Below are 25,247 nucleotides of genomic sequence, written 5' to 3'. Positions count from 1 at the left end.
GGCCCTAGTGACTGGTGTCCAGAAGATCCCCGTCGCGGCTACCTAGTAGAAGGAGTTCCGCATGCATGAAATTCACCCTAGCATCAGGTCCGGGCCGGTTCGAAGGTCCGCACCGAATGTTTCGTCGGTGGGGCCGGCCCTAGAATCCGAGGCGGCCGAGCTGTTTCGGATCCCGCTGCCATTCCTTGGCGACCTTCACATGCAGGTCGAGGTAGACCCGGGTTCCCATCAGCGCCTCGATCCCCTGCCGGGCCCGGGTCCCGACCTCCCGCAGCCGTGAACCGGCCCGGCCGATGATGATCGCCTTCTGCGAGGAGCGTTCGACGAACAGGTTGACGTGGATGTCCAGCATCGGGCTGTCCTCCGGCCGGTCCTCGCGCGGGATGACCTCCTCGACGACGACGGCCAGGGAATGCGGCAACTCGTCGCGGACCCCCTCCAGGGCGGCTTCGCGGATGAGCTCGGCGATCAACACGGACTCCGGCTCGTCCGTCAGTTCCCCGTCCGGATACAGCGGCGGGGACAACGGCATGGTCTTCGCCAGGACATCCGAGACGGCTTCGACCTGGAAGTCCCCGGTGGCCGAAACGGGCACGACGGCGGCCCAGCCCGACTCCCCCAGGGTCTCGACCCCCAATTCGGTGACGGCCACCAGCTGGCGGGCCAGGGCCGACCGGTCGACCAGATCCGCCTTGGTCACGATCGCCACGATGGGCTTGCGCTTCAACTGGCCGAGTTGGGTGGCGATGAACCGGTCACCGGGGCCGATCTTCTCGTTGGCCGGGATGCAGAATCCGATGGCGTCGACCTCGGAGAGGGTCTCGGCGACCAGATCGTTGAGGCGTTGACCCAGCAGGGTGCGCGGCCGGTGCAGCCCGGGGGTGTCCACGAGGACCAGTTGGGCGTCATCGCGGTGGACGATCCCGCGGATGGTGTGCCGTGTCGTTTGGGGCTTGGCCGAGGTGATGGCGATCTTCTGACCGACCAGGGCGTTGGTCAAGGTCGACTTGCCGGCGTTGGGCCGCCCCACGAAGGAGGTGAAACCGGCCCGGAAATCCTCGGGCCATTCGGTGGGTAGCGCGCTGACGGCGCGCCGCGGGCCCACCCCGGGTTCCTGGACCACGGACTCGGAGACATGCGGTGGCCGGGACTGCGGGGCCCTGGCTGCCTGGTGGGGGTTCTTGCCTGCTCCGCGACGTGCTGGCCCGGGGTTGCGGCGTTGCTGTGCTGCCATCGGTTTCATTCCTTGTTCTCGCGGGGGACGTCGTCGGCGGCCAAACGGCCCAACGATCCCTCATCATTGTCTGCGGCTTCGGGGTATTCGTCGACCCAGGCCAGGACGAAACCGATCCGGTTGCGCCGTCCGGCGAGGCGTTCGGCGTGGATGCGGATGCCGTCGACGGTGACCTCGGAACCGACGATCGGCACCCGGCCCAACGTCTTGGCCAGCAGGCCGCCGACGGTGTCGACCTCGTCGTCGGTGATCCGGCGTTGGAACAGTTCGGCGAAGTCATCGATGCTCATCCGGGCGCTGACCCGGAAGACGCCGTCCTCCAGCTCCTCGGACTCGTTCGTGGAATCGTCGTATTCGTCGTCGATCTCCCCGACGATCTCCTCGATCAGGTCCTCCAGGGTGACCAGGCCCGCGGTACCACCGTACTCGTCGATGACGATGGCCACGTGGGTGGATTCGCGTTGGAGTTCCTGGAGCAGTTCGGCCACGGACTTCGATTCGGGCACGTAGCGTACGTCGCGGCAGGCCTGTTCGACCAGGTGGTGGTCATCGGGCCGGGCATGCAGGCGGGCCGCGACGTCCTTGAGGTAGATGATGCCCACGATCTGGTCGGGGTTGTCGCGGATGACCGGGATGCGTGAGCAGCCCGAACGCAGGAACAGGCTCATCGCCTCTCCGAGGCTGGAGCCGTGGTCGACCGTCACCATATCGGTACGCGGCACCATCACGGCCCTGACCCGGGTATCGCCCAGCTCGAAGACCGAGTGGATCAAATCGGCTTCGACGTCCTCGATGATGTCGGCCTCGTGGGCGCGGTCGACCATGTCACGGAACTGTTCTTCGGTGAAGAACGCCTCCTCGGTCGCCGGGGCGCCCTTGGCCACGCTGCTGCCCAGGCTGACCAGCCAGCCGGGGATCGGTCCCAGGACCAGGCGCAGCACACGGACCATCGGCGCGCTGAGCACCACGACGCTGCGGCTGCGGACCCGCCCGTAACGGCGTGGGGAGACCCCGACCAGGACGAACCCGACCGCTGCCATGGTGACGGTGGCCAGCAGGCCTGCCCACCAGATGTTGTCCAACAGGTCGTGGTAGAGCAGGGCGATCGCCACCGCACCGGCGGTTTCGAACCAGATCCTCCAGAACCGCACGGCATGGGTATGGGCTGCCGGATCGGAAAGGATCAGGCGCAACTGCCGGCGGGGGCGCTCCGCCAGCATGTCTTCCGCCTCCTGCCGGGGCAAGGCCAGGAAGGCCGCTTCGGAGGCCGTGAGGATCGCCGCGCAACAGACGAAGACCAACGCCAGGGCCAGCAGCAGGGCAGGAATCATTCGGTGGTCTCGCGGGGAGCCTTCCGACCGAGGAACTCCTCCAGCAGGGTGCGTTGCAGGGAGAACATCTCTTCCTTCTCCTGGGGTTCCTCATGATCGAAACCCAGCAGGTGGAGGGTGCCGTGGGTGGCCAGCAACAGGATCTCGTCCTCCGTGGAGTGGCCCCCGCTTTCGGCTTGCCGGGCGGCGACCTGGGGGCAGATGACCAGATCCCCGAGCATCCCCGCGGGGGCCAGCGAGCCGGGGCTGCCCGGACGCAGTTCATCCATGGGGAAGGACATCACGTCGGTGGGTCCATCCAGATCCATCCAATCCACGTGCAGGCGCTCGATGCCCTCCTCGTCGAGCAGGATGACGGAGACCTCCGCCTCGGGGTGGACGCGGAGGGAATGCAGGATATGCCGGATGAGGCGCTCGAGTGCCTCGAGGTCGGCCTCGACCCCCGATTCGTTGTTGACTTCGATGCTCATGTTCTAGGACTCCGGCTCGGTGGCTTGTACGGTCGGGGGCTGTTCTTCGCTGCCGGCTTCCGCCGCCCGACGGTGGGCGATCCGTTCGCGGGCCGCGGCGTTGTCCTGTGCGGCGGCGCGACGGCGTTCGGACCCGGTGTCCTCCTGCGGGTCGTCCGCCCATTTCTCATAGGCGCTGACGATGTCCCCGACCAGCCGGTGGCGCACCACATCGGTGGCGTCGAGATGGCAGAAGGTGATGTCCTCGACCGAGCCCAGGATCTGCGAGACGACCTTCAGCCCCGATCTGGACCCGCCGGGCAGGTCGATCTGGGTGATGTCGCCGGTGACGACGATCCTGGAGCCGAAGCCCAGCCGGGTCAGGAACATCTTCATCTGTTCCGGCGTCGTGTTCTGGGCCTCGTCCAGGATGATGAACGCGTCGTTGAGCGTCCGTCCGCGCATATAGGCCAGGGGGGCCACCTCGATGGTCCCGGCGGCCATCAGGCGCGGAATGGATTCCGGATCGATCATGTCGTGCAGCGCGTCGTAGAGCGGGCGGAGATACGGATCGATCTTCTCGTTCAGGGATCCGGGCAGGAAGCCGAGCTTCTCCCCCGCCTCGACGGCCGGACGGGTGAGGATGATCCGGTTGACCTCCTTGGCCTGGAGGGCCTGGACGGCCTTGGCCATGGCCAGATAGGTCTTGCCGGTGCCGGCAGGTCCGATCCCGAAGATCACCGTATTGGCGTCTATGGCATCGACGTAGGCCTTCTGGTTGACCGTTTTGGGGCGGATGCGTTTGCCGCGCCCGGAAATGATGTTCAATCCGAAGGTCTCCGACCCGGAACGGTGCACCGCGCCGTCGGTTTCGACCATCCGGACGAGCTGTTCGACCAGTTGGGCGGAAACGCGGGTGCCCCGCGCGGCCAGCGAGCGGGCTTCCTTCACCACGTGTTCGGCCCGTCCCGCCGGAGCGGACTCACCGGTGATGCGCAGTTCGTTGCCGCGGACATGCAGGTCCACGGAGGGATAGACCCCCTCGAGGATGCGCAGGACCTCGTCGTTCGCGCCGAGCGCACCGATCATCTGCTCGCTGCTGGAAAACGTGATCACCGTGGCCCGGTTCGCTTCCGGTGCGGTGGTGTTGTCCTCGTCGGTCATCCTAGTGGGTTGGCCCTCCCGATCGCGTGCTGGTTGACAGCCGTTCCGACCGCTGCAATGCGGTCGTTCGGCACCCTTCCATCCTACGGGACAAGCCCGCAGGAGGCGCTCGTTATTCATGCAACTGTATATATCGGTCTTGCAACGGTCCTGCTTGGGGCGCCGAAGTGGGGCCCCGACCCCGGCCTCGTGTGCCAATATTAATGGTCGGTCGCGGCACGCGTGTGTCTCCGCCCCGTCTTTGAACCTCCACCGAGCCGAAGGATTCCCCCCACGTGATCGCCGCCCACACCAACCGCCGGACCCGCGGTCGCATGGTGATGCTGATTGCGGTGCTGTCCCTGGGGGCGGTTTCGGCGTGCGTGGGATCCCCGGAGGGCTTCCCGAGCAGCATGCCGGCGGCCACCGACGTCTCCTCCTCCGTGGCGGGACGCAGCAGTTCGGCGGCGTTGGAATCACTGAGCGGTCCGCATCTGTCCCCGATCTACTGGCTGGGTGAACGCGATTCGACCGTCTACCTCTATCGGGAGTACGTCGCCGCCGAGGATCAGGGTGATCCGGTCACCACGGCGATCAAATACCTCACCGAACAGCAGCCCGACGATCCGGATTACTTCAACCTCTGGAGCAAACCCTCGCGGATCGGCACCTCGATCGACGCCGACAACGTCATCACCGTCGACCTCTCGGCCGACGCCTTCCACCGCAAGCTCGACGACGGTCTGGCCCAGCGGGCCATCCAGCAACTGGTCTACACCACGACGGCCGCGGCCGCCGCGTCGGGGCTGATCGGACAGGAACCGGCCGCCAGCGTCAACATCCTGGTGGACGGGCATTCGGGCTTCAATGCCTTCGGGCATGTGGAACTGACCGGGCCGATCCAGCGCAATAGCCGATTCCGGGCCCCCATCTGGATCATCGACCCCCAGCAAGGGGCCGAGGTCCCGGCCGGAGCGCTGAAGATCCAGGGCACCTCGGCCACCTTCGCCGGGGGGACCCACTGGGAACTGACGCGCAGCGAAGAAGACAAACAGGTGCGCGTCGACTCCGGGACCGTGAAGCTCGGTGAGGGTGATCTGGCCGATAACGCCTTCGCCCTGACCTCCGGCGTCGAACCCGGGGAATACACGCTCTCCGTCTGGGGCACCAAGGACGGTTCCAGCGACCGGCAGGCCGAGGACTCCAAGACCATCACCGTGAAGTAGGGCGGCCTCCCCGGCCTAGAGGTCCAGCAGCCCGGCCACCTGGCGGGCGACGACCAGCGCGGCCGGCCCGGCCGTCGAAGCGCGCAGGACATGGCGTCCCAGGACCGCGGTCTTCGCTCCGGCTTCCACGAGCCGGGAGACCTCGGAATCGGCGATGCCCCCCTCGGGGCCGACCAGCAACAGGATGCGCGGACGGGCGGCCGTAGGATCCGGGGTTCCGGACTCGTCCATGAAATCCCGGACGACGGCGGACAGCGGTTCGGTGGCCCCCTCATGCAGGATGACCGCCAGTTCGGGGCCCTTCCCGGCCCCGGTAAGACCCAACCTCGCGGCCAGCTGCGCCGTCGACACGACCGGGGCGACCTCGGGGCGACGACTCCGCCGGGATTGTTTGACCGCCGAGCGGACCGTCGCCTCCCATTTGGCCCTGCCCTTTTCGGCCTTTGCCGCCGGCCAACGGACCACCGAGCGGTCGGACTGCCACGGCTGGATGGCGTCCACGCCCAGCTCCACGGCCGCCTCGACGGCCTGCAGATCCCGGTCCCCCTTGGCGAGGGCCTGGACCAGGACCAGCTGGACCGGTGGCTGCTCCTCGTGCTCGATCCGGTCGATGACGGCGCTCAGGGACGCCTTCCCCGCCTGCCGGACGGTGCAGACGGCGCGGGTACCCGTCCCGTCGAGCAGATCGATCTGCTCTCCGGGACGGACCCTTTTGACCGTCACCGCGTGGTGGCCTTCGGGCCCGTCGAGGTCGACGGCGTCGCCGGGGGCCGCCGTGGCGGGCAGCCCCTCATCGAGCAGGAACGCCTGGTTGCTCATCAGGCGCGGTGGCCCAACTTATCGCGTAGCCGTGAAAAGACCCCGCCCCGTTCGGCCAACCGGCCCTCGGCGAATTCCTCGTCACGCAGGGTGGCCAGACGTTCGAGCAGCTCACGCTGTTCGTCGTCGATCTTCGTGGGGGTCTCCACCTGCAGGTGGACGACCAGATCGCCGCGGCTGCCCCCGCGCAGCCGGGGGACGCCCAGCTGGGAGAGCTTGACCGTATCGGCCGACTGGGTGCCCGGCTCGATCAGGATGTCCTGCTCGCCGTCGAAGGTCTCCAACTTCATGTCGGTGCCCAGGGCCGCCGCCGTCATCGGGATGCGCAACGTGGCATGGAGATCGTTGCCTTCGCGTTCGAAGACCGCATGGCGTTTGACGTTGATCTCCACGTACAGGTCGCCCGACGGTCCGCCGCCGGGCCCCGCTTCGCCCTGGCTGTCCAGGTGGATGCGGGTGCCGGTGGCCACGCCCGCGGGGATCTTCAGCTGCTTGGACACCCGCTCACGCACTCGGCCCTGGCCCATGCATTCGTTGCAGGGGCTGGGCAGCGTGGTGCCGAAGCCACGGCAGGCGCTGCAGGTTTCGATGGTCATCATGTTGCCCAGGAAGGAGCGGACCGGACGCTGCACCTGGCCCTGCCCCTGGCAGATGGTGCAGGTCTCCGGCGAGGTCCCCGGCTGGCAGCAGGTGCCTTGGCAGACGCCACAGGTGACCGCGGTTTCGATGTCGAGGGTGTAGACGGTCCCCTGGACCGCGTCCTTGAGATCGATGCTGGCGGTCACCAGCGCATCCCGTCCACGCTGGGTCCGCGAGGCGGGACCCTGGGCCGCTCCCCCGCCGAAGAACTGTTCGAAGATGTCCCCGAAGCCGCCGAAGCCGCCACCGCCACCTCCGCCGCCGGCGGTGCCGTTCTCATTGCCCGTCGCATCATAGATCTCACGCTTCTGCGGGTCCGACAGGACCTCGTAGGCGTGGGTGACGGATTTGAACCTATCCGAGACATCCTCGCCCGGGTTCACGTCCGGGTGGAGCTTGCGGGCGAGCTTCCGGTAGGACTTCTTGATTTCCTCGGCGGAGGCGTCGCGCGCGACGCCGAGGGTTTCGTAGTGGCTGCTCACAGTGTGTGCTGTGTCCTTTCCGACAATCTGTACATGCTTATTCCCCGGGCCCTGGTCCGTCAGCCGGCCAGGATGCGGGAAAGATAACGGGCGACCGCTCGTACGGCCGCCATGCTGGTGGGGTAGTCCATGCGGGTGGGACCCAGGACCCCGACCTTGGCCGCGGCACCGGGGCCGTAGCCGGTGGCCACGACCGAGGTCTCGGCCAGGCCGCCGTAGGGGTTCTCCCGTCCGATCTGCACGGCGATGCCCCGGGCGTCCTGTTCCAACTCGGAGAACAACCGCAACAGGACCACTTGTTCCTCGAGGGCTTCGAGCACCGGGGTGATCGTCAACGGGAAGTCCCCGGTGGAGCGCGCCAGGTTGGCGGTCCCTGCCATGATGATCCTCTCGATCACCGAGTTGTCCCCCAACGAAGCCAGGGCCTGGGCCAGGATCCGTCCGGAATCGCGCAGGGATGGAACCATTTTCTCACAGGCGGCCAGGGCCAGAACACCGATGCTCTGCATCCGCTGGCCCGAGGTGGCTGCCAGGAACGTGGCCTTGAGGTCGGCCAATGATTCATCGCTGGTCTCCGGAGGGACCAGGACCACCCGTTGGTCGACCTTGCCGGTGTTGGTGATCAGGATCGTGAGGACCTGACCGGACCCCAGACCCACCAACTCTATGTGGCGGACCGTGGCATCGCTAAACTGCGGCACCTGGAGCACGGCGACCTGGTTGGTCAGCTGGGACAGGAGCCGGACCGTGCGTTCCAGGACTTCGTCCAGGTCGTTGGTCCCCTCCAGCATGCGGTGGATGGCCCGGCTTTCCGCGGTGGAGAGGGGGCGGACGGCGTCGATCTGGTCCACGAAGTAGCGGTAGCCCTGTTCGGTCGGGATCCGCCCCGAGGAGGTGTGCGGGGCGATGATCAGTCCCTCTTCCTCCAGGGCCGACATGTCGTTGCGGATGGTGGCCGCCGACACGCCCAACCGGTGCCGTTCAACCAGGGCCTTGGAGCCGACCGGTTCCCGGGAATGGACATAGTCCTCGACGATCGCCCGCAGGACCTCGAGGCGCCGTGGTACTGACATTCGATCCTCCTGTGGGTCTCGCGGTGGATGGACGGATTGCGGCCTCGTGGCTTAGCACTCGACACGCCTAAGTGCTAAGTCTAATACGAATGACCGCTTGTTAGCATGGTGGCCGCGCGCATCGGCGCCGGCGGCCCGCTCCTCGCGACCGCCCGACCCAGTGAAAGGCCGTGTCAGCATTGGATATCCACCAGTGGGGAGCCCAGAATCTATCGGCACCGAAAGCCCGCCAGCTGCGCCGGGTGCCCGCCGCCCTGGGCCTGTTGCTCGAAGACGTGCAATCCGGCTGGGTCGGTGAAGTCGTGCGGATCGAACGTTCCGGGGGCCTGCGTCTGGTCGTCCTGGAGGATCGTCGGGGCAAGACCCGGTCCTTCCCCACGGGCTTCGGTTTCCTGATCGAAGGCGAGCCGGTCGAGGTCATCGAACCACAGGCCGTGGCGGCCGCCCCCGGGGCCGGAGGCGGCCGGAGCGCCTCCGGTTCGGTGAAGGTCTCCAACCTCAAGGCCCGTACCGCATTGGCCAGCCGGATCTGGGTCGAGGGCAAGCACGACGCCGAACTGGTCGAGAAGGTCTGGGGCCACGACCTGCGGGTGGAAGGGATCGTCGTCGAACCCCTGCATGGTGTCGATGACCTGGCGGGGGCGATCGCCGAGTTCTCCCCGGGGCCCGAGCGCAAGCTGGGGATCCTGGTGGACCACCTGGTCTCCGGGACCAAGGAGGAGAAGATCGCCGCCGAGGCCATGCGGGTTCCGGGGGCCCGGTCCAATGTCCTGATCGTCGGGCACCCCTATGTCGATGTCTGGCAGGCAATCCGCCCGCAGGTGCTGGGCATCACCGCATGGCCGGTCATCCCGCGGGGAACCGATTGGAAGACAGGTATCCTCAAGGGTCTGGGGTGGGCCCATGCCAGCCAAGCCGATGTGGCCCTGGGATGGCGGCGGCTATTGGGCCAGGTGAACAGTTTCACCGACCTGGAACCGAGCCTGCTCGGGCGGGTCGAAGAGGTCATTGACTTCCTGACCACCGGCCGAAACTGACCTCTCGGCGCGCCGTACGTCCCGCGAAGGGGTACCGGAGGCCCCCGGGGGCGATAAACTAGGCAAAATCGTGTTGGACGGGAGGAACGACTTGGTGATGAACGGATCAGGCAAGAAGCCCGGCGAAGGCTCGGCCGACGCCGGACGCTTCGAGGGTTCGTCATCGGCTCCCCTGCCGCTGACACCTTCGGAAGATCGCCAGTGGGCGACGATTGCGCACTTCGGGGGCATCCTGGGATGCATCCCGTCGGGGATCATCTACCTCGTCTATCGGGACCGCGGGGCCTTCACCGCCCAGGAATCCAAGGAGGCGCTGAACTTCACGCTTCCGTTGACGGTGCTGGCCCTGATCTCCAACCTGCTCATGTTCATCCCGGTGGTCGGTGGGGTCTTCGCCATCATCGCCGTCGCGCTGTGGACCTATATCACCGTCAGCGGCGTGGTCGCCGGGATCGAGGTCAACCGCGGTCGTCCCTACCGCTACCCCTTCAACCTCAGACTCATCGATTAGCACTCGCCCCGGTACGGAGTTCGGGCGGGCCCGGGAACCTGGTTCCCGGGCCCGCTTCCGTTCGGGGCAGGGCCCCTAGAAGTCCAGGAGCCGACGCACGATGGCGTCGGCCAGCAGACGGCCATTCAAGGTGGGGATGATCCGGCCGCCCACGGCGGCCGAGCCCTCGATGAGTCCGTCGGAAATCAGCCCGGCCACGGCGTGGCGTCCCGAGGCAGGCAGCTCCGCGACCGGAAGACCGTCGACGATCCGGGTCAGCAGCATCGTCCGCTCGAGCAGACGCGCCTGCTCATCGGGGCTTTCGCGTCCGGCCGCCGGGGAAGTCCCGGCGTCGATGCGCTGCTGGTAGGCCGCAGGATGCTTGACGTTCCACCAGCGCAGACCTCCGACATGAGAATGCGCTCCGGGTCCGGCGCCCCACCAGTCGGCACCCTTCCAGTAGGCCATGTTGTGGCGGCACCGGGTTGCTTCGCTCCGGCTCCAGTTGCTGACCTCATACCAGGAGAACCCGGCGGCGGTGAGCAGTTCCTCGGCCAGCAGATACTTATCGGCGTGGTCGTCGTCATCGATGTCGGCGACTTCGCCGCGACGAATCTGGGCGGCCAGCCGCGTTCCGTCCTCGATGATCAGGGCGTAGGCGGAAATATGATCGGGGTCGTAGGACAGGGCCGTCTCCAGCGAGGCCCGCCAATCCTCCAGTGACTCCCCCGGAACCCCATAGATCAGATCCACGCTGACGGCCAGTCCGGCTTCGCGGGCCCACGCGACCGCCTGGCCGACCCCTTCGGGGCGGTGGGTGCGGTCCAGGGTCTTCAACACGTGGGGAACGGCCGATTGCATGCCGAAGGACACCCGGGTGAAGCCGGCCTCGGCCAGGGTGCTGAGCGATTCGAACGTCACCGAGTCCGGGTTGGCTTCGGTGGTGATCTCCGCACCGTCTTCCAACCCCCATGTCCCACGGATCGTCTCCAGGACCGAGGCCAGATCCTCGGCCGGCAACAGGGTCGGGGTTCCCCCGCCGAAGAAGACGGTGGAGACCTTCCGGTCGGGCAACCCGCTGGCTCGCAGGACCCCTCCGCCGAACTCCAGCTCGGCGGAGGCCGCGGCCGCATAGGTGTCCTGGCTGGATCCGGAGCCTAGTTCATGGGCCGTATAGGTGTTGAAGTCGCAGTATCCGCAGCGCACGGCACAGAACGGGATATGCACATAGACACAGAAGTCGCGTTCGGTGGCGCCGTCGATGGTGCTGGCGGGCAGCAGGCCATCGGCCGGCGCCGGATCCCCGAGGGGCAAGGCAGAAGGCATGAAGGCTACTTCTTGGCCTTGTCCGCGGAGCCCTCGGAGGACAAGGCGGCGATGAAGGCTTCCTGCGGCACCTCGACGCGGCCGACCATCTTCATGCGCTTCTTGCCTTCCTTCTGCTTTTCCAGCAGCTTGCGCTTACGCGAGATATCGCCGCCGTAGCATTTGGCCAGGACGTCCTTGCGGATGGCCCGGACGGATTCACGGGCGATGATCCGCGAGCCGATGGCCGCCTGGATGGGGACCTCGAACTGCTGGCGCGGAATGAGTTCGCGCAGCTTGCGGGTCATCATCACCCCGTAGGGGTAGGCCTTGTCCTTATGGGTGATCGCGCTGAATGCGTCCACCGCCTCGCCTTGGAGCAGGATGTCGACCTTGACCAGATCGGCGACCTGTTCGCCTTCGGCCTTCCAGTCGAAGGAGGCATAACCCCGCGTCTTGGATTTGAGGAAATCGAAGAAATCGAACACGATCTCGGCCAGCGGCAACAAGTACCGCAATTCCACCCGGTCCTCGGAGAGATAGTCCATGCCCAGCATCTGACCGCGGCGGGATTGGCACAATTCCATGACCGAGCCGACGAATTCGTTCGGGGTCAGGATCGTGCCGGCCACCATCGGTTCGCGCACTTCCTGGATCTTGCCGGCAGGGAATTCGCTGGGGTTGGTCACGGTGACCACCGACTTGTCCTCGGTCACCACGTCGTAGATGACGTTGGGGGCCGTGGAAATGAGGTCCAGGTTGAACTCGCTCTCCAGACGTTCCCGCGTGATCTCCAGGTGCAGCAGGCCCAGGAAGCCCACCCGGAACCCGAAGCCCAGGGCCACCGAGGTCTCCGGTTCGAAGGTCAGGGCCGCATCGTTGAGCAACAGCTTGTCCAGGGCATCGCGCAGCACCGGGTAATCCGATCCGTCGATCGGGTACAGCCCGGAGAAGACCATGGGCTTGGGGTCCTCGTACCCGCCGAGGGACTCCGGCGCGGGGTTGGCGAAGGAGGTGATGGTATCGCCGACCTTGGACAGGCGGACGTCCTTCACCCCGGTGATCAGATAGCCGACCTCGCCGACGCCCAGACCCTTGCAGGGGGTCGGTTCGGGGGATGACACCCCGATCTCGAGCACCTCGTGGGCGGTGCGCGTGGACATCATCTGGACCTTCTCGCGCGGGCTCAGCTTCCCGTCGACGACGCGGACGTAGGTGACGACGCCACGGTAGGTGTCGTAGACGGAGTCGAAGATCATCGCCCGGGCCGGGGCATCGGCATCGCCGACCGGGGGCGGGAGTTCGCGGACGATCTTGTCCAGCAGTGCATCGACGCCTTCACCGGTCTTGCCCGATACCTTCAACACGTCTTCGGGATCGCCGCCGATGAGGCCGGCGATTTCGGCGGCATACTTCTCGGGTTGGGCGGCCGGCAGGTCGATCTTATTGAGCACCGGGATGATCGTCAGATCGTTTTCCATGGCCAGGTAGAGGTTGGCCAGGGTCTGGGCCTCTATCCCCTGGGCGGCATCGACCAGCAGGATCGCCCCCTCGCTGGCTGCCAGGGAGCGGGAGACCTCATAGGTGAAGTCGACGTGGCCCGGAGTGTCGATCATGTTCAGTGCGTAGGAGACGCCATCGACTTCCCACGGCATGCGCACGGCCTGGGATTTGATGGTGATGCCGCGCTCGCGCTCGATATCCATCCGGTCCAGGTACTGTGCCTTCATCTCACGCTGGGAGACGATCCCCGTGGATTGCAGCATCCGGTCGGCCAGGGTGGATTTCCCGTGGTCGATATGGGCGATGATGCAGAAGTTCCTGAGGATCGCCGGATCGGTTGCGGCAGGCACCGGTGCGGTGCGGGCCATGGGTGACACGTAGGTGACCTCACTCTGGGGTTCTTGTTGGGATGGATCGAGGGCGCAGTTGCACCACAGCACCTCATTGTTCCACGATTCGGGCCCGAGTCTGACCCCGCAGTGGGTGTGGCGCAGCGCTGTTACCGTGGGCGCATGCAGATCAGCGCCGGTAACATCAGGAAATTGGTTCGGCTCGGTTCCAAGGCCTTCCGGGTTTTTCGCCGTAGCCAGGGATCGACGCCCGGCCCCTCACGGAGCCCCGGAACTTCCCCGGCCGGTTCATCGGGGCCAGAGGGTGGACGCCCCTATCCCGGCGACTACGAGGGCCGATTCACCCCCCGGTATGCCCCACGGCCGGACGGCCATCCGGATCCGGGGGAAATCGTCTGGACCTGGGTCCCCTATGAAGAGGACCCCTCCCGGGGCAAGGATCGTCCGGTGCTGCTGGTGGGCCGTGACGGGGAGTTCCTCCTGGGGCTGATGCTCACCTCCCAGGACCATAACAACCGCCGGCACCGTGATCGGGACTACATCGACATCGGGACCGGGGCCTGGGACCGGGCCGGCAGGCCCAGCGAGGTCAAGGTCGATCGGGTCATCCGTGTGGACCCGCAGGGCATTCGTCGCGAAGGGGCCGTGCTGGACCGAGGCGCCTTCGACCGGGTCGGCCGGGCCCTGGGCGGAGCCTGAGGGCGCAGCGTTCCAGCCTGGAGCGTCCCGACGGGCCGACCCGCCGGAAGCTGCGTCGAATCGCGGGCATCGGCCTTAGCTGCTAGGATTGCTTGCTGTGTGTCCGCGCAGGTCGACGGGCACTTCTCCCGGGTCGCCATAGGTATCCCCACGCCGCTCAGTCGATGGCTCGGGAGGGATCCCTCACCGACCATTTTCCGCGAAAGCAAGAGAGTTTAAACTAGTGGCAAACATCAAATCCCAGAAGAAGCGCATCCTCACCAACGAGAAGGCCCGCGCCAACAACGCGGCAGTCCGTTCGGATGTGAAGACCGCCATCCGCGCAGTCAAGCAGGCTGTGACCAAGGCTGATAAGGATGCCGCCACGGCAGCGCTGCGCGTTGCAGGCCGCAAGCTGGACAAGGCCGTCTCCAAGGGTGTCCTGCACAAGAACAATGCAGCCAACCACAAGTCGGCCATCTCCAAGAAGGTCAACGCGCTCTAAAGCCCGTTCAAGGTTTCATCGCAAGAAGCCGCTTCCGGTTCTCCGGAGGCGGCTTCTTCGTTTAATGCCCCCGGCCCCGGGGCCCTGGGTTCAGCGCCGGGCAGCCAGGGCGATCCCGGTGACGGCCCGCTCCACCGCATAGCGCGGATCGCGGGAAGCGCCCTTGACCTGGGCATCCGCCTCGGCCACCAGGCGCAGGCAACGCACCAGGTCATCGGAGGAGAAAAAGCGGGCCTGCTCCTGGGCCTGTTGGATCTGCCACGGTGCCATGCCGAACTCCTGGGCCATGGATCCTGCGGAACGGCGTTGCCCGGAGACCTTGGCCACCTGACGCAGTTTCATGGCCAGTGCCGCGACGATGGGGACCGGGTCGGTACCGGTGGCCAGGGCATGGCGCAGGGCCCCCAACGCCGCGGGGCCACGACCCGACAGGGCGGCATCGGCCACCTTGAAGCCGGTGGCTTCCACCCGCCCGCCGAAGTACCGGTCCACGGTCTCCTGATCGACCTCACCCGTGGTGTCCTGGATCAATTGCGAGCAGGCCGCCGCCAATTCGCCCAGATCGGCGCCGACGGCTGCCACGAGGGCACGGGTGGCCTCGGGAAGGATCCTGCGGCGGGCCTCCTTGAATTCGTGGGAGACGAACTCGATCTTCTCGGAGTCCCTCTTCAACGGCTGGCAGTCGATGACCCGGGCCCCGGCGGCCTTGAGTGCATCAAGGACCTTCTTGCCGCGGTTGCCCCCGGAGTGGTGCAGGATCATGACCACGTCCTGGGCCGGGGAGGCCGCGTAGGCGAGCGCGTCGTCGAGGAAGTCCTCGTTCATGGTCGCCAGCGAGGTGGCCTCGATGATCTTGGCCTCACCGAACAGGGAGGGGCTGGCTGCCAGCAGCAGCTCGCCGCGCTGGTAGGTCGACGCATCGAAGGCCGTCACCTCGGCGTCCCCGTCGCGGTGGCGAACCTGCCGGCGGATCGATTCGATGACCCTTCCGGCAAGGTAGGCCTCGGGTCCCTGGAGAAGGACCAGCGGGGCGGGGGCGGCCTGGCGCCAACCGGTGCGGTCCTGTGCACGCGTTCCCGAGGCCCGGGACGGGCCCGAGGTCTTATTGGCCACCCTGATCCACCTTCCATTGGAGTCTGACATTGCATCCTATCGTCCCGAGGGCCGGACAGGTCGTCCGGTGATCACCAGCTCCCCCGTGGGCGTGACGCGCAAACGGATGGTCCCGTTGAGGTCGGTGCGGAACGTGTGCATGCCGGCTTCATGCAACGCCTTGAGGATCTTCGGGGTGGGATGGCCGTAGCTGTTCCCGTCCCCCACACCGATCAGGGCCACCCGGGCCCCGGATTGGTCGATGGCGGCCGTCCCGCCGTTCTTCGCCCCGTGATGGCTGACCTTCAACACGTCCACCTGCAGCTCGGGGTGGGCCCGGAGCACCGCGTCCATGGCCTGCTCCTCCAGGTCCCCGGTGGCCAGCAGAGTGAAGGGCGGATGACCAGGGGCTGCCATCCGGAAGACCACGACCAGGGAGGCATCGTTTTCCTCTTCCCCCCGCGGATCCCCGATGGGCCCGATGACCTCCCAACTGACCGGGCCGGCGGATCCGGTCTGCCCGACCTCGGGAACCGTGGCCTCCAGCCCCTGTGGAAGTCCCGGTAGTTCGGTGCTGTCCGTTCCCGTGGAGTAGAAGGCCTGTTCCACCGTCCTGCCCCGAACCGCCCCCTCCACTCCGCCGGCGTGATCGGCGTGCAGATGGGTGATGAACAAGGCATCAATGGTGTGGACCCCGAGTTCGTCCAGACAATCATCGACGACGTCGGGGTCCAGCCCCGTGTCGATCACGACGGCATGATCGGGGGCGGAGCGCAGGACAAAGGAATCCCCCTGCCCGACGTCGCAGCCCGCGACCTGCCACTGCCCGGGCGGGTCCGGCCACCAGGCGGTTGCCGGAAGCGTGAGTCCTGCCAATAGGCCCAGGCACCCCAACGCGGCGGCCCCGGCGACGGTCCTGCGTCCTGTTCCGGGGGCGGGCCCGGTCCTCGAGGCCCAGCGGCCGCCGGCGAACGGGCGCGGTATCCAGGCCCAGCGTCCGGGGTGGGGCCCGGCCTCTGCCGCCGGCGTTGAGGCAAGCCACACCGCGACCAGGGCCATTAAGGCCAACAGAACCGCGGCCCCGCGGCCACCGGATCCTTCGGGCCACGGAAGCAATGCGCCGGGCAGGCCATGGACCAGCCGGCCCAACATCCCGATCCAGTCCGCCGGGATCCCGGCCAGCCAGATCAGTGGCTGCGCCCAGGGTCCCGGCACGGCACAGAGCAGCAGTGCCGACATGCCGGCCACGGTGACCAGCGGGACCAAGGGGGCCGCCAGGACGTTCGCCGGAACCGCATAGAGGCTGAAGGCAGGATTCATGCCCAACAGCACCGGGAGGCAGAAGAGCTGGGCACTGGTGCTGATGGCCACCCCGTCGGCCAGCCATCCCGGCATGATGCGTCGGGCCAGCGCCCCCAGCCGGGCACCCATGAGTACTATCCCGGCGGTGGCAAGGACTGAGAGCTGGAAGGCGGGTTCCCGGGCGAACCAGGGATCCCAGGCCAGCACCCCGCAGACACAGACGCAGAGGGCGGTCAGTGCCTGGCGTCCCCTGCCCAGGTAGACGGCCACCGCACCCACGGCCCCCATCACCGCGGCGCGGATGACGCTGGGTTCGGGATGGACCAGGATGACGAACCCGACCAGGGTCACCAGCGAGGCACCCAGGGCTAACCATCGATTCACCCCGCAGAAGCGGCACAACCACAACACACTGCCCAGGATCATCGCCACGTTGGCCCCGCTCACCGCAGTCAAATGAGCCAGCCCAGCGGTTTTCATGGCGCTGTCCAGTTCGGGGCCCTGGGCCGAACGGTCCCCCATCACCATGCCGGGCAGGAGCGCCGGACCGGTGCCGGGAAGCACCGCCGACTCCAGTACGAAGCGTCGTCGCCATTGCTCGGAGACCGGTTCCGGCGAGGGCGTGTCCCGGGTCTGCATGGAAGCGACGGCCCTGAGCCAGTAGCCCTGGCGTTCCCCGGGCTCCGCCGGGCTGAGACGTGCCAGCCCGGAGACGATCCGACCCGGTAGTGGTTCCGCCCCGGGGCCCGCCCGGCCCGCGTCCAAGACCAGGACCGCCTCGGCGGCCCCGGCATGCCAGTTTCCATGGGCCGAGTATTTGAGGATCCGGACATCGACCATGAGCCTCGCCGTCGGTTCCGGACGTTCCTCGGCGGCGTGTTGTCCGACGATCGGTTCCCCCGTATGGGCCGCTCCTCCCGTTTCGATCCGGCGGGGATCCCCGGTGACCACCGCTTCCACCCGCAGGGTGGACGACGTCGCGGCCAGGGCGGCGAAGGTCGGGTCCATTTGGGCCAGGGAGTGGGTCGAGATCGCGGCCGAGACCAGGAAGACCCCCACTGCGGCGGCAGCCACCGGCGTCCACCAATGACGGGACCAGGCCAGCAGTCCCCGGTTGCGCATCAACACCCCGAAGAGAAAGACCAGGAGGAGCCCCAGGGCCACGGTCAGTATCCGCGCCAGGGCAGGGTCATGTCGGACCAGTTCCCAGGCGGCCGCCCACGCCCCGGCCGCTGCCGCGAGGCTGCGCAGGTCCAGGTAACCGTCGTCGACGGGGCCCGAAGCGGTACCGGCGTCGGGACGGGCCCAGCGGGACAGCAGGCGCTGGAGAAAGCCGGCGCCATCGCGGCTCAACATGGCAGCGCCGCCGGGGCCATCAGTTGAACCGGACCAGCGGTTCGAGCCGTTCCATCATGGCCGGACCGATTCCGGACACGGCATCCAATTCCGTCATCGAGGCAAAGGGGCCGTTCGCCGCCCGGAAGTCGATGATCCTCGCGGAGAGGGCCGGGCCGATGCCCGGCAATTCCTGCAGACCGGCGGCATCGGCACTGTTGATGTTGATCGGGCCCGCCTCCCGCGCGCCGGCACCGGCTGCGCCGCCGGGCCCTGCCCCGGGTCCGGCGCCGTTCGGGGGTCTTTCCGTGCCGCCCGCCCCGGGAAGTTCCTTGGTGGTGGGCAGATACAGTTGTTGGCCGTCCACCAGGGGGGCCGCCAGGTTGATCGCCGCGGGGGCCGCACCGCTGGCCAGTCCCCCGGCGGAACGAACGGCATCCTCGGCCCGGGCCCCGGGGGCGAAATGGTAGACCCCGGGCTTCTTCACCGCTCCGGCCACGTGGACCAGGACCGACGCGGTCCCGGTGGCCGCCGCCCCGGAGGCCTGCCCCGGGTCCGACCCGGTGGGGCTGGATCCCTCGGCTGAGGGAGGGTGGCTCGAGGTGGTGCCCGGGCCGGGGGTGCTGGGCGGGGTCGACGCCGGGCCGGTGGCGGCGCTGGGATCCAGGGCCACGGAGTCCAGTTGTTGTCCCGCGCCTTCGGGCGGATGGAAGAGCAGACTGGCAGCGATCCAGATGACGGCGGTGAACAGCAGGCACATGATGGCCCCGCGCCCCAGCCGAAAACGGAAACGTGTCCGGGGAACAGGGCCCGCTGCCGTAGCGGTGCGCTGTTCCCAACGGTGTCGGACCATGTTCCCAGCCTAGGAACCGCGTTCCTCGGCGGCGCCCCGGGGTGGCCGGATGTGGAGAACCCCGGTGGCCCGACGGCTGTGGAGGACCGGGTCAGGCCGGGACGGTGGATCCTGGGGCGTCGTCTTCGGGGGGATCCTGTTCGGACGGCGCCGCGGCATCGACCGGTTCGTCAGGGTTGTCCGGCGGGGCAAGGGCGGCAATGACCACGGCCAGGACCCCGGCGCCGGCATGGGCTGCCAGCACGGTGGGGAGCGGCTCGCACAGGACATCGCCGACACTGGAGCTTTCCAGCTCGGCACACAGTTCGTGGGCCTGATCGGGGTTGCCGAAGTAGTGCACGGCGATCCGGGCCCCGGCCGGCGCGGCAGCGGCCTCCTCGCGGGAGATCTCCACCAGACGGGACATGGCCCGCGGCATGGTGCGCACCTTCTCGTGCACTCCGATGCGCCCGTTCTCGATGGCCAGCAGGGGCTTGACCGCCAACAGGGTGCCGAACATGCTTGCCGCGGCGCCGATCCGCCCGCCCTTGCGTAGCTGTTCCAAGCTGGGGACCACGAAGTACAGCCCATGGTCCTGCGCCCGCCGGACCCCGGCTTCCAGTTCCTGCGCGCCGGCCCCGGCCTCGGCGGCCAACACGGCGTCCATGACGGCCAGTCCCTGGGCCAACCCCACGGTCCTGGTGTCCATCACGGTGACCTCGACCTCGACCTGCTCCGCCGCCCAACAGGCCGCGTCCACGGTTCCGGAGAGACCTTGGGACAGATGGAGCGAGTAGATCCTCTCGAAGCCGGCGGCGGCCAGGGATTCATAGGTGCGTTGGAAGGCGCCGGGGGCGGGACGGGAGGTCTGCACGGAGGCCCCGGTGGCCAAGGCCATTGCCAGTGCCGTCTCGACGTCGTCCAGTCCTTCCGTGTAGATCTGTCCGTCGATCATCACGGGAAGGGGCAGGACGCGCAGATGTTCGGCGTGCTCCTGGGCCCAGGCGGCGGGGATGGCCGAAGCGGTATCGGTCACCACCGCGGTACGCGGACCGCTCCTCCCCCGCGCCCGGTGGCGCCGATCGCGGGGAAGCAACCGTTCGAGGAAGCCGGGGGAACGACCCGGGGGCTGGGCCGTGGGGTCGCCCCGGCGCGGGGCTGAAGGCATGTCCCTACCCTAGGAGACCGGAACGAGGTTCACGAGCTTCGGGGCCCGCACGATCACGGTCCGCAGTTCGCGCCCGTCCAGGGCCCGTTGGATCGGCTCCGAAGCCAGGGCCAGGGCCCGCAGGTCCTCTTCGCTGATATCCGCCGGGACACTGAGGCGATCGCGCACCTTGCCCTTGATCTGCACGATGGCCACGACCGTGTCCTGGACCAACAGGGCCGGATCGACCGTCGGCCAGCCGGCGTTGGCGACCGAGGGGCCATGGCCCAGCTGCTCCCACATGTCCTCGGCGGTATACGGGGAGAACAAGCTCAGGATCACTGCGACGGCTTCGGCGGCCTCGCGCACTGCCGGATCGGAGGAACCGACCCCGGAATCGATGACCTTGCGGGTGGCGTTCACCATTTCCATCAGCTTCGCCACCACCACGTTGAACTTGCCCGAATCCAGCAGTTCGGCGGCTTCGGCGACGGCGCGGTGGGTGACGGTACGCAACCCCTGGTCGCCGGTGGCCGGATCGGCCCCCGGTTCGCTGTCGACATCCTGGGCCAGGCGCCAGGCACGGGCCAGGAACTTCCCGGCGGCGGCCGGGGAGACATCCGCCCAGTCGACGTCGTCCTCCGGGGGCGAGGCGAAGATCATGGTCAGACGCACGGCGTCGACCCCGTACTTGTCGAGCTGTTCGCCCAGGTCCACCCCGTTGCCCAAGGATTTGCTCATGGCCTTGCCGCCGTTGAGGACCTGGCCCTGGTTCAGCAGGGCGGCGAAGGGCTCGGTGGCCTCGATGAGTCCCAGATCGTGGATGACCTTGGTGAAGAACCGCGCGTAGAGCAGGTGCAGGATCGCATGCTCCACCCCGCCGACGTACTGCCCCACCGGCATCCACGCGTTGGCGGTGTCCGGGTCGAAGGGTCCGGCGGTGTAGTCCGGGGACAGGAAGCGCAGGAAATACCACGAGGAGTCCACGAAGGTGTCCATGGTGTCGGTGTCGCGCATTGCGGCACCACCGCAGGAGGGGCAGGTGGTGTTGACCCAGTCGGTGGCAGCAGCCAGCGGGGAGGTGCCTTGCGGGGCCAGTTGTTCCCCGCGCAGGTCATCCGGCAGACGGACCGGCAGTTGGTCGTCCGGGACCGGGACCTCGCCGCAGTCCGGGCAATGGATGATCGGGATGGGGGTCCCCCAGAAACGCTGGCGTGAGAGCAGCCAGTCGCGCAGCCGGTAGTTCACCGTATGCCGGCCGGTTCCCGCGGCTTCGACGATCTCCACGGCGCGGGCGATCGCTGCGTCCTTCTCCAGCCCGTCGAGCTCCCCGGAGTTGACCAGGGTGCCCTCGCCGGTGGTGGCGACCCCGCTGGAGGCCGGGTCCTCTTCTCCGGTGTCCAGGACGACCCGGATGGGCAGGTCGAAGGTCCGGGCGAAGTCCAGGTCGCGCTGGTCGTGGGCGGGCACCGACATGATGGCCCCGGTTCCGTAGTCGGCCAGGACATAGTCGGCGGCCCAGACCGGCAGGCGTTCGCCATTGAGCGGGTTGATGGCATGGCGTCCGAGGAAGACACCGGTCTTGGTGCGTTCGGTGGACTGGCGTTCGATTTCGCTCAGGGCCTTGACCTGGTCCTGGTAGGTGGCCAGCTCCGCGCGGCGCTCCGGGGCGACCAGATCGGCGGCCAGGTCGGCGTCGGCGGCCACGACGAAGAACGTCGCCCCGTGGAGGGTGTCGGGGCGGGTGGTGAAGACCGTCACCTGGTGGTCGGCCGGATCCTCGGCGGTGGGTTCGATGACGAAATCGACATGGGCGCCCTCGGAGCGCCCGATCCAGTTGCGCTGCATGGCCAGGACGCGTTCGGGCCAGTGGCCCTTGAGCCCTTCCATGTCCTCGAGCAGGCGATCGGCATAGTCGGTGATCTTGAAGTACCACTGGTTCAGCGACTTCTTCGTCACGGCGGTTCCGCAGCGTTCGCAGGTGCCGTTGACGACCTGCTCGTTGGCCAACACCGTCTGGTCCTTGGGGCACCAGTTCACCGGGTGGTCCTTGCGGTAGGCCAGTCCCTTGTCGTAGAAGCGGGTGAACAGCCACTGGGTCCAGCGGTAGTACTCCGGATCGGAGGTGTGGATCCGTCGGGACCAGTCGGCGCTGATGGCATAGCGCTTGAAGGACGCCGCCTGGGTTTCGATGTTCTTATACGTCCACTCCGCGGGGTGGGCGTTGCGCTTGATGGCCGCGTTCTCCGCGGGCAGGCCGAAGGAGTCCCAGCCGATCGGGTGCAGGACGTCATAGCCCTGCTGGCGCCAGTAGCGGGCCACCACGTCGCCCATGGCGAAGGCCTCGGCATGGCCCATATGCAGGTCGCCCGAGGGGTAGGGGAACATGTCCAGGACATACCGGCGTTCGGCGCTGCCGTCGTCCTTCGGGGTGAAGACCCCCAGTTCCTCCCACACGGGTTGCCACCGTGCCTCCAGCTCGCTGAAGCTGTAGGTGGTGCCGGTCTCCGGGGTTCCGGGTGCCTCTGTGCTCACGGTGGGTCGCCTTCTGGTAGTGCAGATTCGGTTGGTCATCCAGTCCCGGCCCGCGCCGGGGTCCCCGCGGGGTTCCCACGAGGACCGAACATGAAAATACCCCTTGGCATCCAAGGGGCAGCCGGACGGTTCGGGCCCGGCTAGGAAGGACGTAGGACTGCTGACATGGTCCCAGTCTACAGCACGGCGGGGCCGTGACACCTGGGGTGTCACGGCCCCGCGCTGCAGGTCGTGGAGGGGTTGGCGGGCCTAGAGGACGTCCTCGTCGACCCAGTCGAAGGTCTTGGTGACGGCCTTCTTCCACAAACGCATCTGACGGTCGCGTTCGGTGGGGTCCATTTCGGGTTCCCACCGCTTGTCCTCGGCCCACTTGGCGCGCAGCTCATCACGGTCGGTCCAGAACCCGACGGCCAGTCCGGCGGCGTAGGCGGCGCCCAGGGCCGTGGTCTCGGTGACCTCGGGGCGGACGACCGGGACGCCGAGCATATCGGCCTGGAACTGCATGAGGGTCTCGTTGGCGACCATGCCGCCGTCGACCCGCAGTTCGGTCAGCGGGACTTCGGCGTCGGCGTTGACCGCGTCCAGGACCTCCCGGGTCTGGAACGCCGTGGCTTCCATGGCGGCCCGGGCGATATGGGAGCGGTTGGCGAAACGCGTGAGCCCGACCATGGCGCCGCGGGCGTCGGGACGCCAGTAGGGGGCGAAGAGGCCCGAGAACGCCGGAACGATGTACACCCCGCCGTTGTCCTCGGCCTGCGCGGCCAGGTCCTCGACCTCTGCGGCGGAGGAGATCATGCCGATGTTGTCACGCAGCCATTGCACCAGGGAGCCGGCCACGGCGATCGAGCCCTCCAGTGCATAGACCGGCTTCTCCCCCTCGAGCTGGTAGGCCACGGTGGTGAGCAGCCCGTTGGAGGACTTCACGATCTCCTCGCCCGTGTTGAAGATCAGGAAGCAACCGGTGCCGTAGGTGTTCTTCGCCTCGCCGGCCTTGAAGGCGGTCTGGCCGAAGGTGGCGGCCTGCTGGTCACCGAGGATGCCCGCCACGGGGACCTCGCGCAACAGCTGGTTGGTGTGCACCGTGCCGTAGACCTCCGAGGAGGACTTGATGGTCGGCATCATCGAGACCGGGACCCCGAAATCGGCCAGGATTCCCTCGTCCCAGGCCAGCGTCTTCAGGTCCATGAACAAGGTGCGGGAGGCGTTGGTGACATCGGTGATGTGGACGCCGCCGTCGGTACCGCCGGTCAGGTTCCAGGTCACCCAGGTATCGGTGTTGCCGAACAGCAGGTCCCCTGCTTCGGCGCGTTCGCGGACCCCGTCGACGTTGTCCAGGATCCACTTGATCTTGGTGCCCGAGAAGTAGGGGGCCAACGGCAGGCCCACCCGGTCCTTGTAGCGGTCCCCGCCGCCGTCGGCAGAGAGCTCGTCGACGGTGTCCTGGGTCCGGGTGTCCTGCCAGACGATGGCATTGTAGACGGGCTTGCCGGTGTTCTTGTCCCAGACCACCGTGGTCTCGCGCTGGTTGGTGATGCCCACCGCGGCGATGTCGTGCCGGGTGAGGTTCGCCTTGGACAGGGCGCTGCCGACGACTTCACGGACGTTGGTCCAGATCTCCTCGGCGTCGTGCTCGACCCATCCCGCCTTGGGGAAGATCTGCTCGTGTTCCTTCTGTCCAACGGAGACGATGGCTCCGTCGTGGTCGAAGATGATGGCACGCGAACTCGTGGTGCCCTGGTCGATGGCGATGATGTTCTTGGTCATGGGTTGCTTCCCTTCGAAGTACCGGTGATGGGGCAGATGATGCCGTGACGCGCACCACACGATCGTGTGCTGGCAGTCTAGGACATGGGTCCTGGCCGCGGGGTCGAGGTGCGCACGGAGGCGTTAGAAGAGCAGGCCTCCGGAGACGCCGCCCAAGGCTCCGCCGACCAGGGGGCCGACGACGGGGATCCAGGAGTAGCTCCAGTCGCTGGGTCCCTTGCCCTTGATCGGAAGGAAGGCGTGGGCGATCCGGGGTCCGAGGTCACGGGCCGGGTTGATCGCGTAGCCGGTCGGTCCACCGAGGGAGGCACCGATGCCCACCACGAGGAAGGCCACGGCCAGCGGGCCGAGTCCGTTGGGGGTCAGTCCGAAACCGGCGATGACGAAGACCAGGACGAAGGTCGCGATGATCTCCGTGAGCAGGTTCCAGCCCTTATGCCGGTAGACGGGGCCGGTGGCGAAGACGCCCAGCTTGGCCGCCGGGTCCTCTTCGGCGTCGAAGTGCTGCTTATAGGAAAGGTAGGCCAGGACGGCACCGATGATGGCGCCGATCATCTGGGCGGCGAAGTAGAGCAGCGTGTTCACCAGCGTGATGGCCACGCCCGGGGCATACTCGTGGACGTTGGGGTTGACCAGCAGGCCGACGGTGACGGCGGGGTTGATGTGTGCGCCGGAGACCGCGGCGACCCAGACACCGGCGAAGACGCCGAGCCCCCAGCCGAAGTTGACCATGAGGAAATTGCCGTTATTGCCCTTGGCGCCCCTCAGGACGGCATTGGCGACGACGCCACAGCCGAGAAGCATCAGCACCATGGTGCCGAGTGCTTCCGCACTGAAGACTTGTAGAGACATCGTTGACTCCTACGTTGTGTGGAATGGGGCGGGGCATCAGTTGATGTCCCGCGGTGATCCGGCTCCCGGCGATCGCCGATGCGGAAAAATGGGGGCCCGACCGTGCCCGGTGGCACGGTCGGGC

Annotated in this window: 21 protein-coding genes; 5 read left to right on the top strand and 16 right to left on the bottom strand. The window is 67.4% G+C overall.

What is annotated here, in order from left to right; all coding sequences use genetic code 11:
- Window positions 1-139: 139 nt before the first annotated feature.
- Genes era through ACT3S2_RS06180 form a run of 4 tightly spaced genes read right to left on the bottom strand, consistent with a single transcriptional unit; the run spans window position 140 to window position 4,178 of the window.
- Window positions 140-1,234, bottom strand: coding sequence for a GTPase Era (gene era / locus ACT3S2_RS06195; protein WP_444554931.1), 1,095 nt, complete (start codon window positions 1,232-1,234; stop codon window positions 140-142).
- A gap of 5 nt (window positions 1,235-1,239) precedes the next feature.
- Window positions 1,240-2,565 carry a hemolysin family protein gene (locus tag ACT3S2_RS06190; RefSeq protein WP_444554930.1) on the bottom strand — a complete coding sequence of 442 codons (1,326 nt, stop codon included), beginning with the start codon at window positions 2,563-2,565 and terminating at the stop codon, window positions 1,240-1,242.
- Complete coding sequence (gene ybeY, locus ACT3S2_RS06185) at window positions 2,562-3,035, bottom strand: rRNA maturation RNase YbeY (RefSeq protein ID WP_444554929.1); 474 nt, start codon at window positions 3,033-3,035, stop codon at window positions 2,562-2,564. The genes ACT3S2_RS06190 and ybeY overlap by 4 nt, the downstream gene beginning before the upstream one ends.
- 3 nt (window positions 3,036-3,038) lie before the next feature.
- On the bottom strand, window positions 3,039-4,178 hold the full coding sequence (locus ACT3S2_RS06180; protein ID WP_444554928.1) for a PhoH family protein: 1,140 nt from the start codon (window positions 4,176-4,178) through the stop codon (window positions 3,039-3,041).
- Between the two features lie 275 nt (window positions 4,179-4,453).
- Here ACT3S2_RS06180 and ACT3S2_RS06175 point away from each other — a divergent pair, with 275 nt between their 5' ends.
- Entirely contained in the window at window positions 4,454-5,383 is a 930-nt protein-coding gene (locus tag ACT3S2_RS06175) for a GerMN domain-containing protein (protein ID WP_444554927.1), read from the top strand.
- Between the two features lie 15 nt (window positions 5,384-5,398).
- Here the strand turns inward: ACT3S2_RS06175 and ACT3S2_RS06170 are convergent, their stop codons facing one another.
- The 3 genes from ACT3S2_RS06170 to hrcA are packed head-to-tail and all read right to left on the bottom strand — an operon-like array spanning window position 5,399 to window position 8,396.
- Complete coding sequence (locus ACT3S2_RS06170; RefSeq protein WP_444554926.1) at window positions 5,399-6,202, bottom strand: 16S rRNA (uracil(1498)-N(3))-methyltransferase; 804 nt, start codon at window positions 6,200-6,202, stop codon at window positions 5,399-5,401.
- Window positions 6,202-7,323 carry a molecular chaperone DnaJ gene (gene dnaJ / locus ACT3S2_RS06165; protein WP_444561395.1) on the bottom strand — a complete coding sequence of 374 codons (1,122 nt, stop codon included), beginning with the start codon at window positions 7,321-7,323 and terminating at the stop codon, window positions 6,202-6,204. The genes ACT3S2_RS06170 and dnaJ overlap by 1 nt, the downstream gene beginning before the upstream one ends.
- 59 nt (window positions 7,324-7,382) lie before the next feature.
- A complete protein-coding gene (gene hrcA / locus ACT3S2_RS06160; protein WP_444561394.1) occupies window positions 7,383-8,396 on the bottom strand; it encodes a heat-inducible transcriptional repressor HrcA in 1,014 nt (337 codons plus the stop codon).
- 179 nt (window positions 8,397-8,575) lie between these two features.
- Between hrcA and ACT3S2_RS06155 the strand changes: the two genes are divergently transcribed.
- The gene (locus ACT3S2_RS06155) at window positions 8,576-9,433 is read left to right on the top strand and encodes a DUF3097 family protein (protein ID WP_444554943.1); all 858 of its coding nucleotides are present in this window, start codon (window positions 8,576-8,578) and stop codon (window positions 9,431-9,433) included.
- A 97-nt stretch (window positions 9,434-9,530) separates the two neighbouring features.
- Window positions 9,531-9,944, top strand: a complete 414-nt coding sequence (locus tag ACT3S2_RS06150; protein WP_444554942.1) for a DUF4870 domain-containing protein — start codon at window positions 9,531-9,533, stop codon at window positions 9,942-9,944.
- A 75-nt stretch (window positions 9,945-10,019) separates the two neighbouring features.
- Here ACT3S2_RS06150 and hemW read toward each other — a convergent pair whose 3' ends face one another.
- Both hemW and lepA read right to left on the bottom strand, forming a co-directional pair.
- Complete coding sequence (gene hemW, locus ACT3S2_RS06145; protein ID WP_444561393.1) at window positions 10,020-11,249, bottom strand: radical SAM family heme chaperone HemW; 1,230 nt, start codon at window positions 11,247-11,249, stop codon at window positions 10,020-10,022.
- Between the two features lie 5 nt (window positions 11,250-11,254).
- Entirely contained in the window at window positions 11,255-13,108 is a 1,854-nt protein-coding gene (gene lepA / locus ACT3S2_RS06140; protein WP_444561392.1) for a translation elongation factor 4, read from the bottom strand.
- 135 nt (window positions 13,109-13,243) lie between these two features.
- Between lepA and ACT3S2_RS06135 the strand changes: the two genes are divergently transcribed.
- Both ACT3S2_RS06135 and rpsT read left to right on the top strand, forming a co-directional pair.
- Window positions 13,244-13,780 carry a type II toxin-antitoxin system PemK/MazF family toxin gene (locus ACT3S2_RS06135; protein ID WP_444561391.1) on the top strand — a complete coding sequence of 179 codons (537 nt, stop codon included), beginning with the start codon at window positions 13,244-13,246 and terminating at the stop codon, window positions 13,778-13,780.
- 223 nt (window positions 13,781-14,003) lie between these two features.
- Window positions 14,004-14,264, top strand: coding sequence for a 30S ribosomal protein S20 (gene rpsT, locus ACT3S2_RS06130; RefSeq protein ID WP_444554920.1), 261 nt, complete (start codon window positions 14,004-14,006; stop codon window positions 14,262-14,264).
- Window positions 14,265-14,354: 90 nt separating this feature from the next.
- Here the strand turns inward: rpsT and holA are convergent, their stop codons facing one another.
- The 7 genes from holA to ACT3S2_RS06095 form a co-directional block, all read right to left on the bottom strand.
- Window positions 14,355-15,407 (bottom strand): DNA polymerase III subunit delta, encoded by a 1,053-nt coding sequence (gene holA, locus ACT3S2_RS06125; protein ID WP_444561390.1) that lies wholly within the window; start codon window positions 15,405-15,407, stop codon window positions 14,355-14,357.
- 6 nt (window positions 15,408-15,413) lie between these two features.
- The gene (locus tag ACT3S2_RS06120; protein ID WP_444561389.1) at window positions 15,414-18,014 is read right to left on the bottom strand and encodes a ComEC/Rec2 family competence protein; all 2,601 of its coding nucleotides are present in this window, start codon (window positions 18,012-18,014) and stop codon (window positions 15,414-15,416) included.
- Window positions 18,015-18,033: 19 nt separating this feature from the next.
- Window positions 18,034-18,846 (bottom strand): helix-hairpin-helix domain-containing protein, encoded by an 813-nt coding sequence (locus ACT3S2_RS06115; RefSeq protein ID WP_444554917.1) that lies wholly within the window; start codon window positions 18,844-18,846, stop codon window positions 18,034-18,036.
- 91 nt (window positions 18,847-18,937) lie between these two features.
- Window positions 18,938-19,993 carry a DegV family protein gene (locus ACT3S2_RS06110; RefSeq protein WP_444554916.1) on the bottom strand — a complete coding sequence of 352 codons (1,056 nt, stop codon included), beginning with the start codon at window positions 19,991-19,993 and terminating at the stop codon, window positions 18,938-18,940.
- Window positions 19,994-20,002: 9 nt separating this feature from the next.
- Window positions 20,003-22,546, bottom strand: coding sequence for a leucine--tRNA ligase (leuS, locus tag ACT3S2_RS06105; protein WP_444554915.1), 2,544 nt, complete (start codon window positions 22,544-22,546; stop codon window positions 20,003-20,005).
- Window positions 22,547-22,756: 210 nt separating this feature from the next.
- Window positions 22,757-24,271 (bottom strand): glycerol kinase GlpK, encoded by a 1,515-nt coding sequence (gene glpK, locus ACT3S2_RS06100; RefSeq protein WP_444554914.1) that lies wholly within the window; start codon window positions 24,269-24,271, stop codon window positions 22,757-22,759.
- Between the two features lie 123 nt (window positions 24,272-24,394).
- Window positions 24,395-25,123: an MIP/aquaporin family protein gene (locus ACT3S2_RS06095; protein ID WP_444554913.1), complete on the bottom strand. Its 729-nt coding sequence runs from the start codon at window positions 25,121-25,123 to the stop codon at window positions 24,395-24,397.
- Between the last annotated feature and the right edge of the window lie 124 nt (window positions 25,124-25,247).

Origin of the sequence: Arthrobacter sp. AOP36-A1-22 (genome assembly GCF_052377615.1) — a bacterium.
Lineage (GTDB): Bacteria > Actinomycetota > Actinomycetes > Actinomycetales > Micrococcaceae > Arthrobacter_H.
This window is presented reverse-complemented; position numbering and strand designations above follow the sequence as displayed.

Coding starts and splice junctions, on each gene's coding strand:
- era (WP_444554931.1), bottom strand. CDS start 1,234: ATGGCAGCACAGCAACGCCGCAACCCCGGGCCAGCACGTCGCGGAGCA.
- ACT3S2_RS06190 (WP_444554930.1), bottom strand. CDS start 2,565: ATGATTCCTGCCCTGCTGCTGGCCCTGGCGTTGGTCTTCGTCTGTTGC.
- ybeY (WP_444554929.1), bottom strand. CDS start 3,035: ATGAGCATCGAAGTCAACAACGAATCGGGGGTCGAGGCCGACCTCGAG.
- ACT3S2_RS06180 (WP_444554928.1), bottom strand. CDS start 4,178: ATGACCGACGAGGACAACACCACCGCACCGGAAGCGAACCGGGCCACG.
- ACT3S2_RS06170 (WP_444554926.1), bottom strand. CDS start 6,202: ATGAGCAACCAGGCGTTCCTGCTCGATGAGGGGCTGCCCGCCACGGCG.
- hrcA (WP_444561394.1), bottom strand. CDS start 8,396: ATGTCAGTACCACGGCGCCTCGAGGTCCTGCGGGCGATCGTCGAGGAC.
- ACT3S2_RS06150 (WP_444554942.1), top strand. CDS start 9,531: ATGAACGGATCAGGCAAGAAGCCCGGCGAAGGCTCGGCCGACGCCGGA.
- hemW (WP_444561393.1), bottom strand. CDS start 11,249: ATGCCTTCTGCCTTGCCCCTCGGGGATCCGGCGCCGGCCGATGGCCTG.
- ACT3S2_RS06135 (WP_444561391.1), top strand. CDS start 13,244: ATGCAGATCAGCGCCGGTAACATCAGGAAATTGGTTCGGCTCGGTTCC.
- holA (WP_444561390.1), bottom strand. CDS start 15,407: ATGTCAGACTCCAATGGAAGGTGGATCAGGGTGGCCAATAAGACCTCG.
- ACT3S2_RS06120 (WP_444561389.1), bottom strand. CDS start 18,014: ATGTTGAGCCGCGATGGCGCCGGCTTTCTCCAGCGCCTGCTGTCCCGC.
- ACT3S2_RS06115 (WP_444554917.1), bottom strand. CDS start 18,846: ATGGTCCGACACCGTTGGGAACAGCGCACCGCTACGGCAGCGGGCCCT.
- ACT3S2_RS06110 (WP_444554916.1), bottom strand. CDS start 19,993: ATGCCTTCAGCCCCGCGCCGGGGCGACCCCACGGCCCAGCCCCCGGGT.
- leuS (WP_444554915.1), bottom strand. CDS start 22,546: ATGACCAACCGAATCTGCACTACCAGAAGGCGACCCACCGTGAGCACA.
- glpK (WP_444554914.1), bottom strand. CDS start 24,271: ATGACCAAGAACATCATCGCCATCGACCAGGGCACCACGAGTTCGCGT.
- ACT3S2_RS06095 (WP_444554913.1), bottom strand. CDS start 25,123: ATGTCTCTACAAGTCTTCAGTGCGGAAGCACTCGGCACCATGGTGCTG.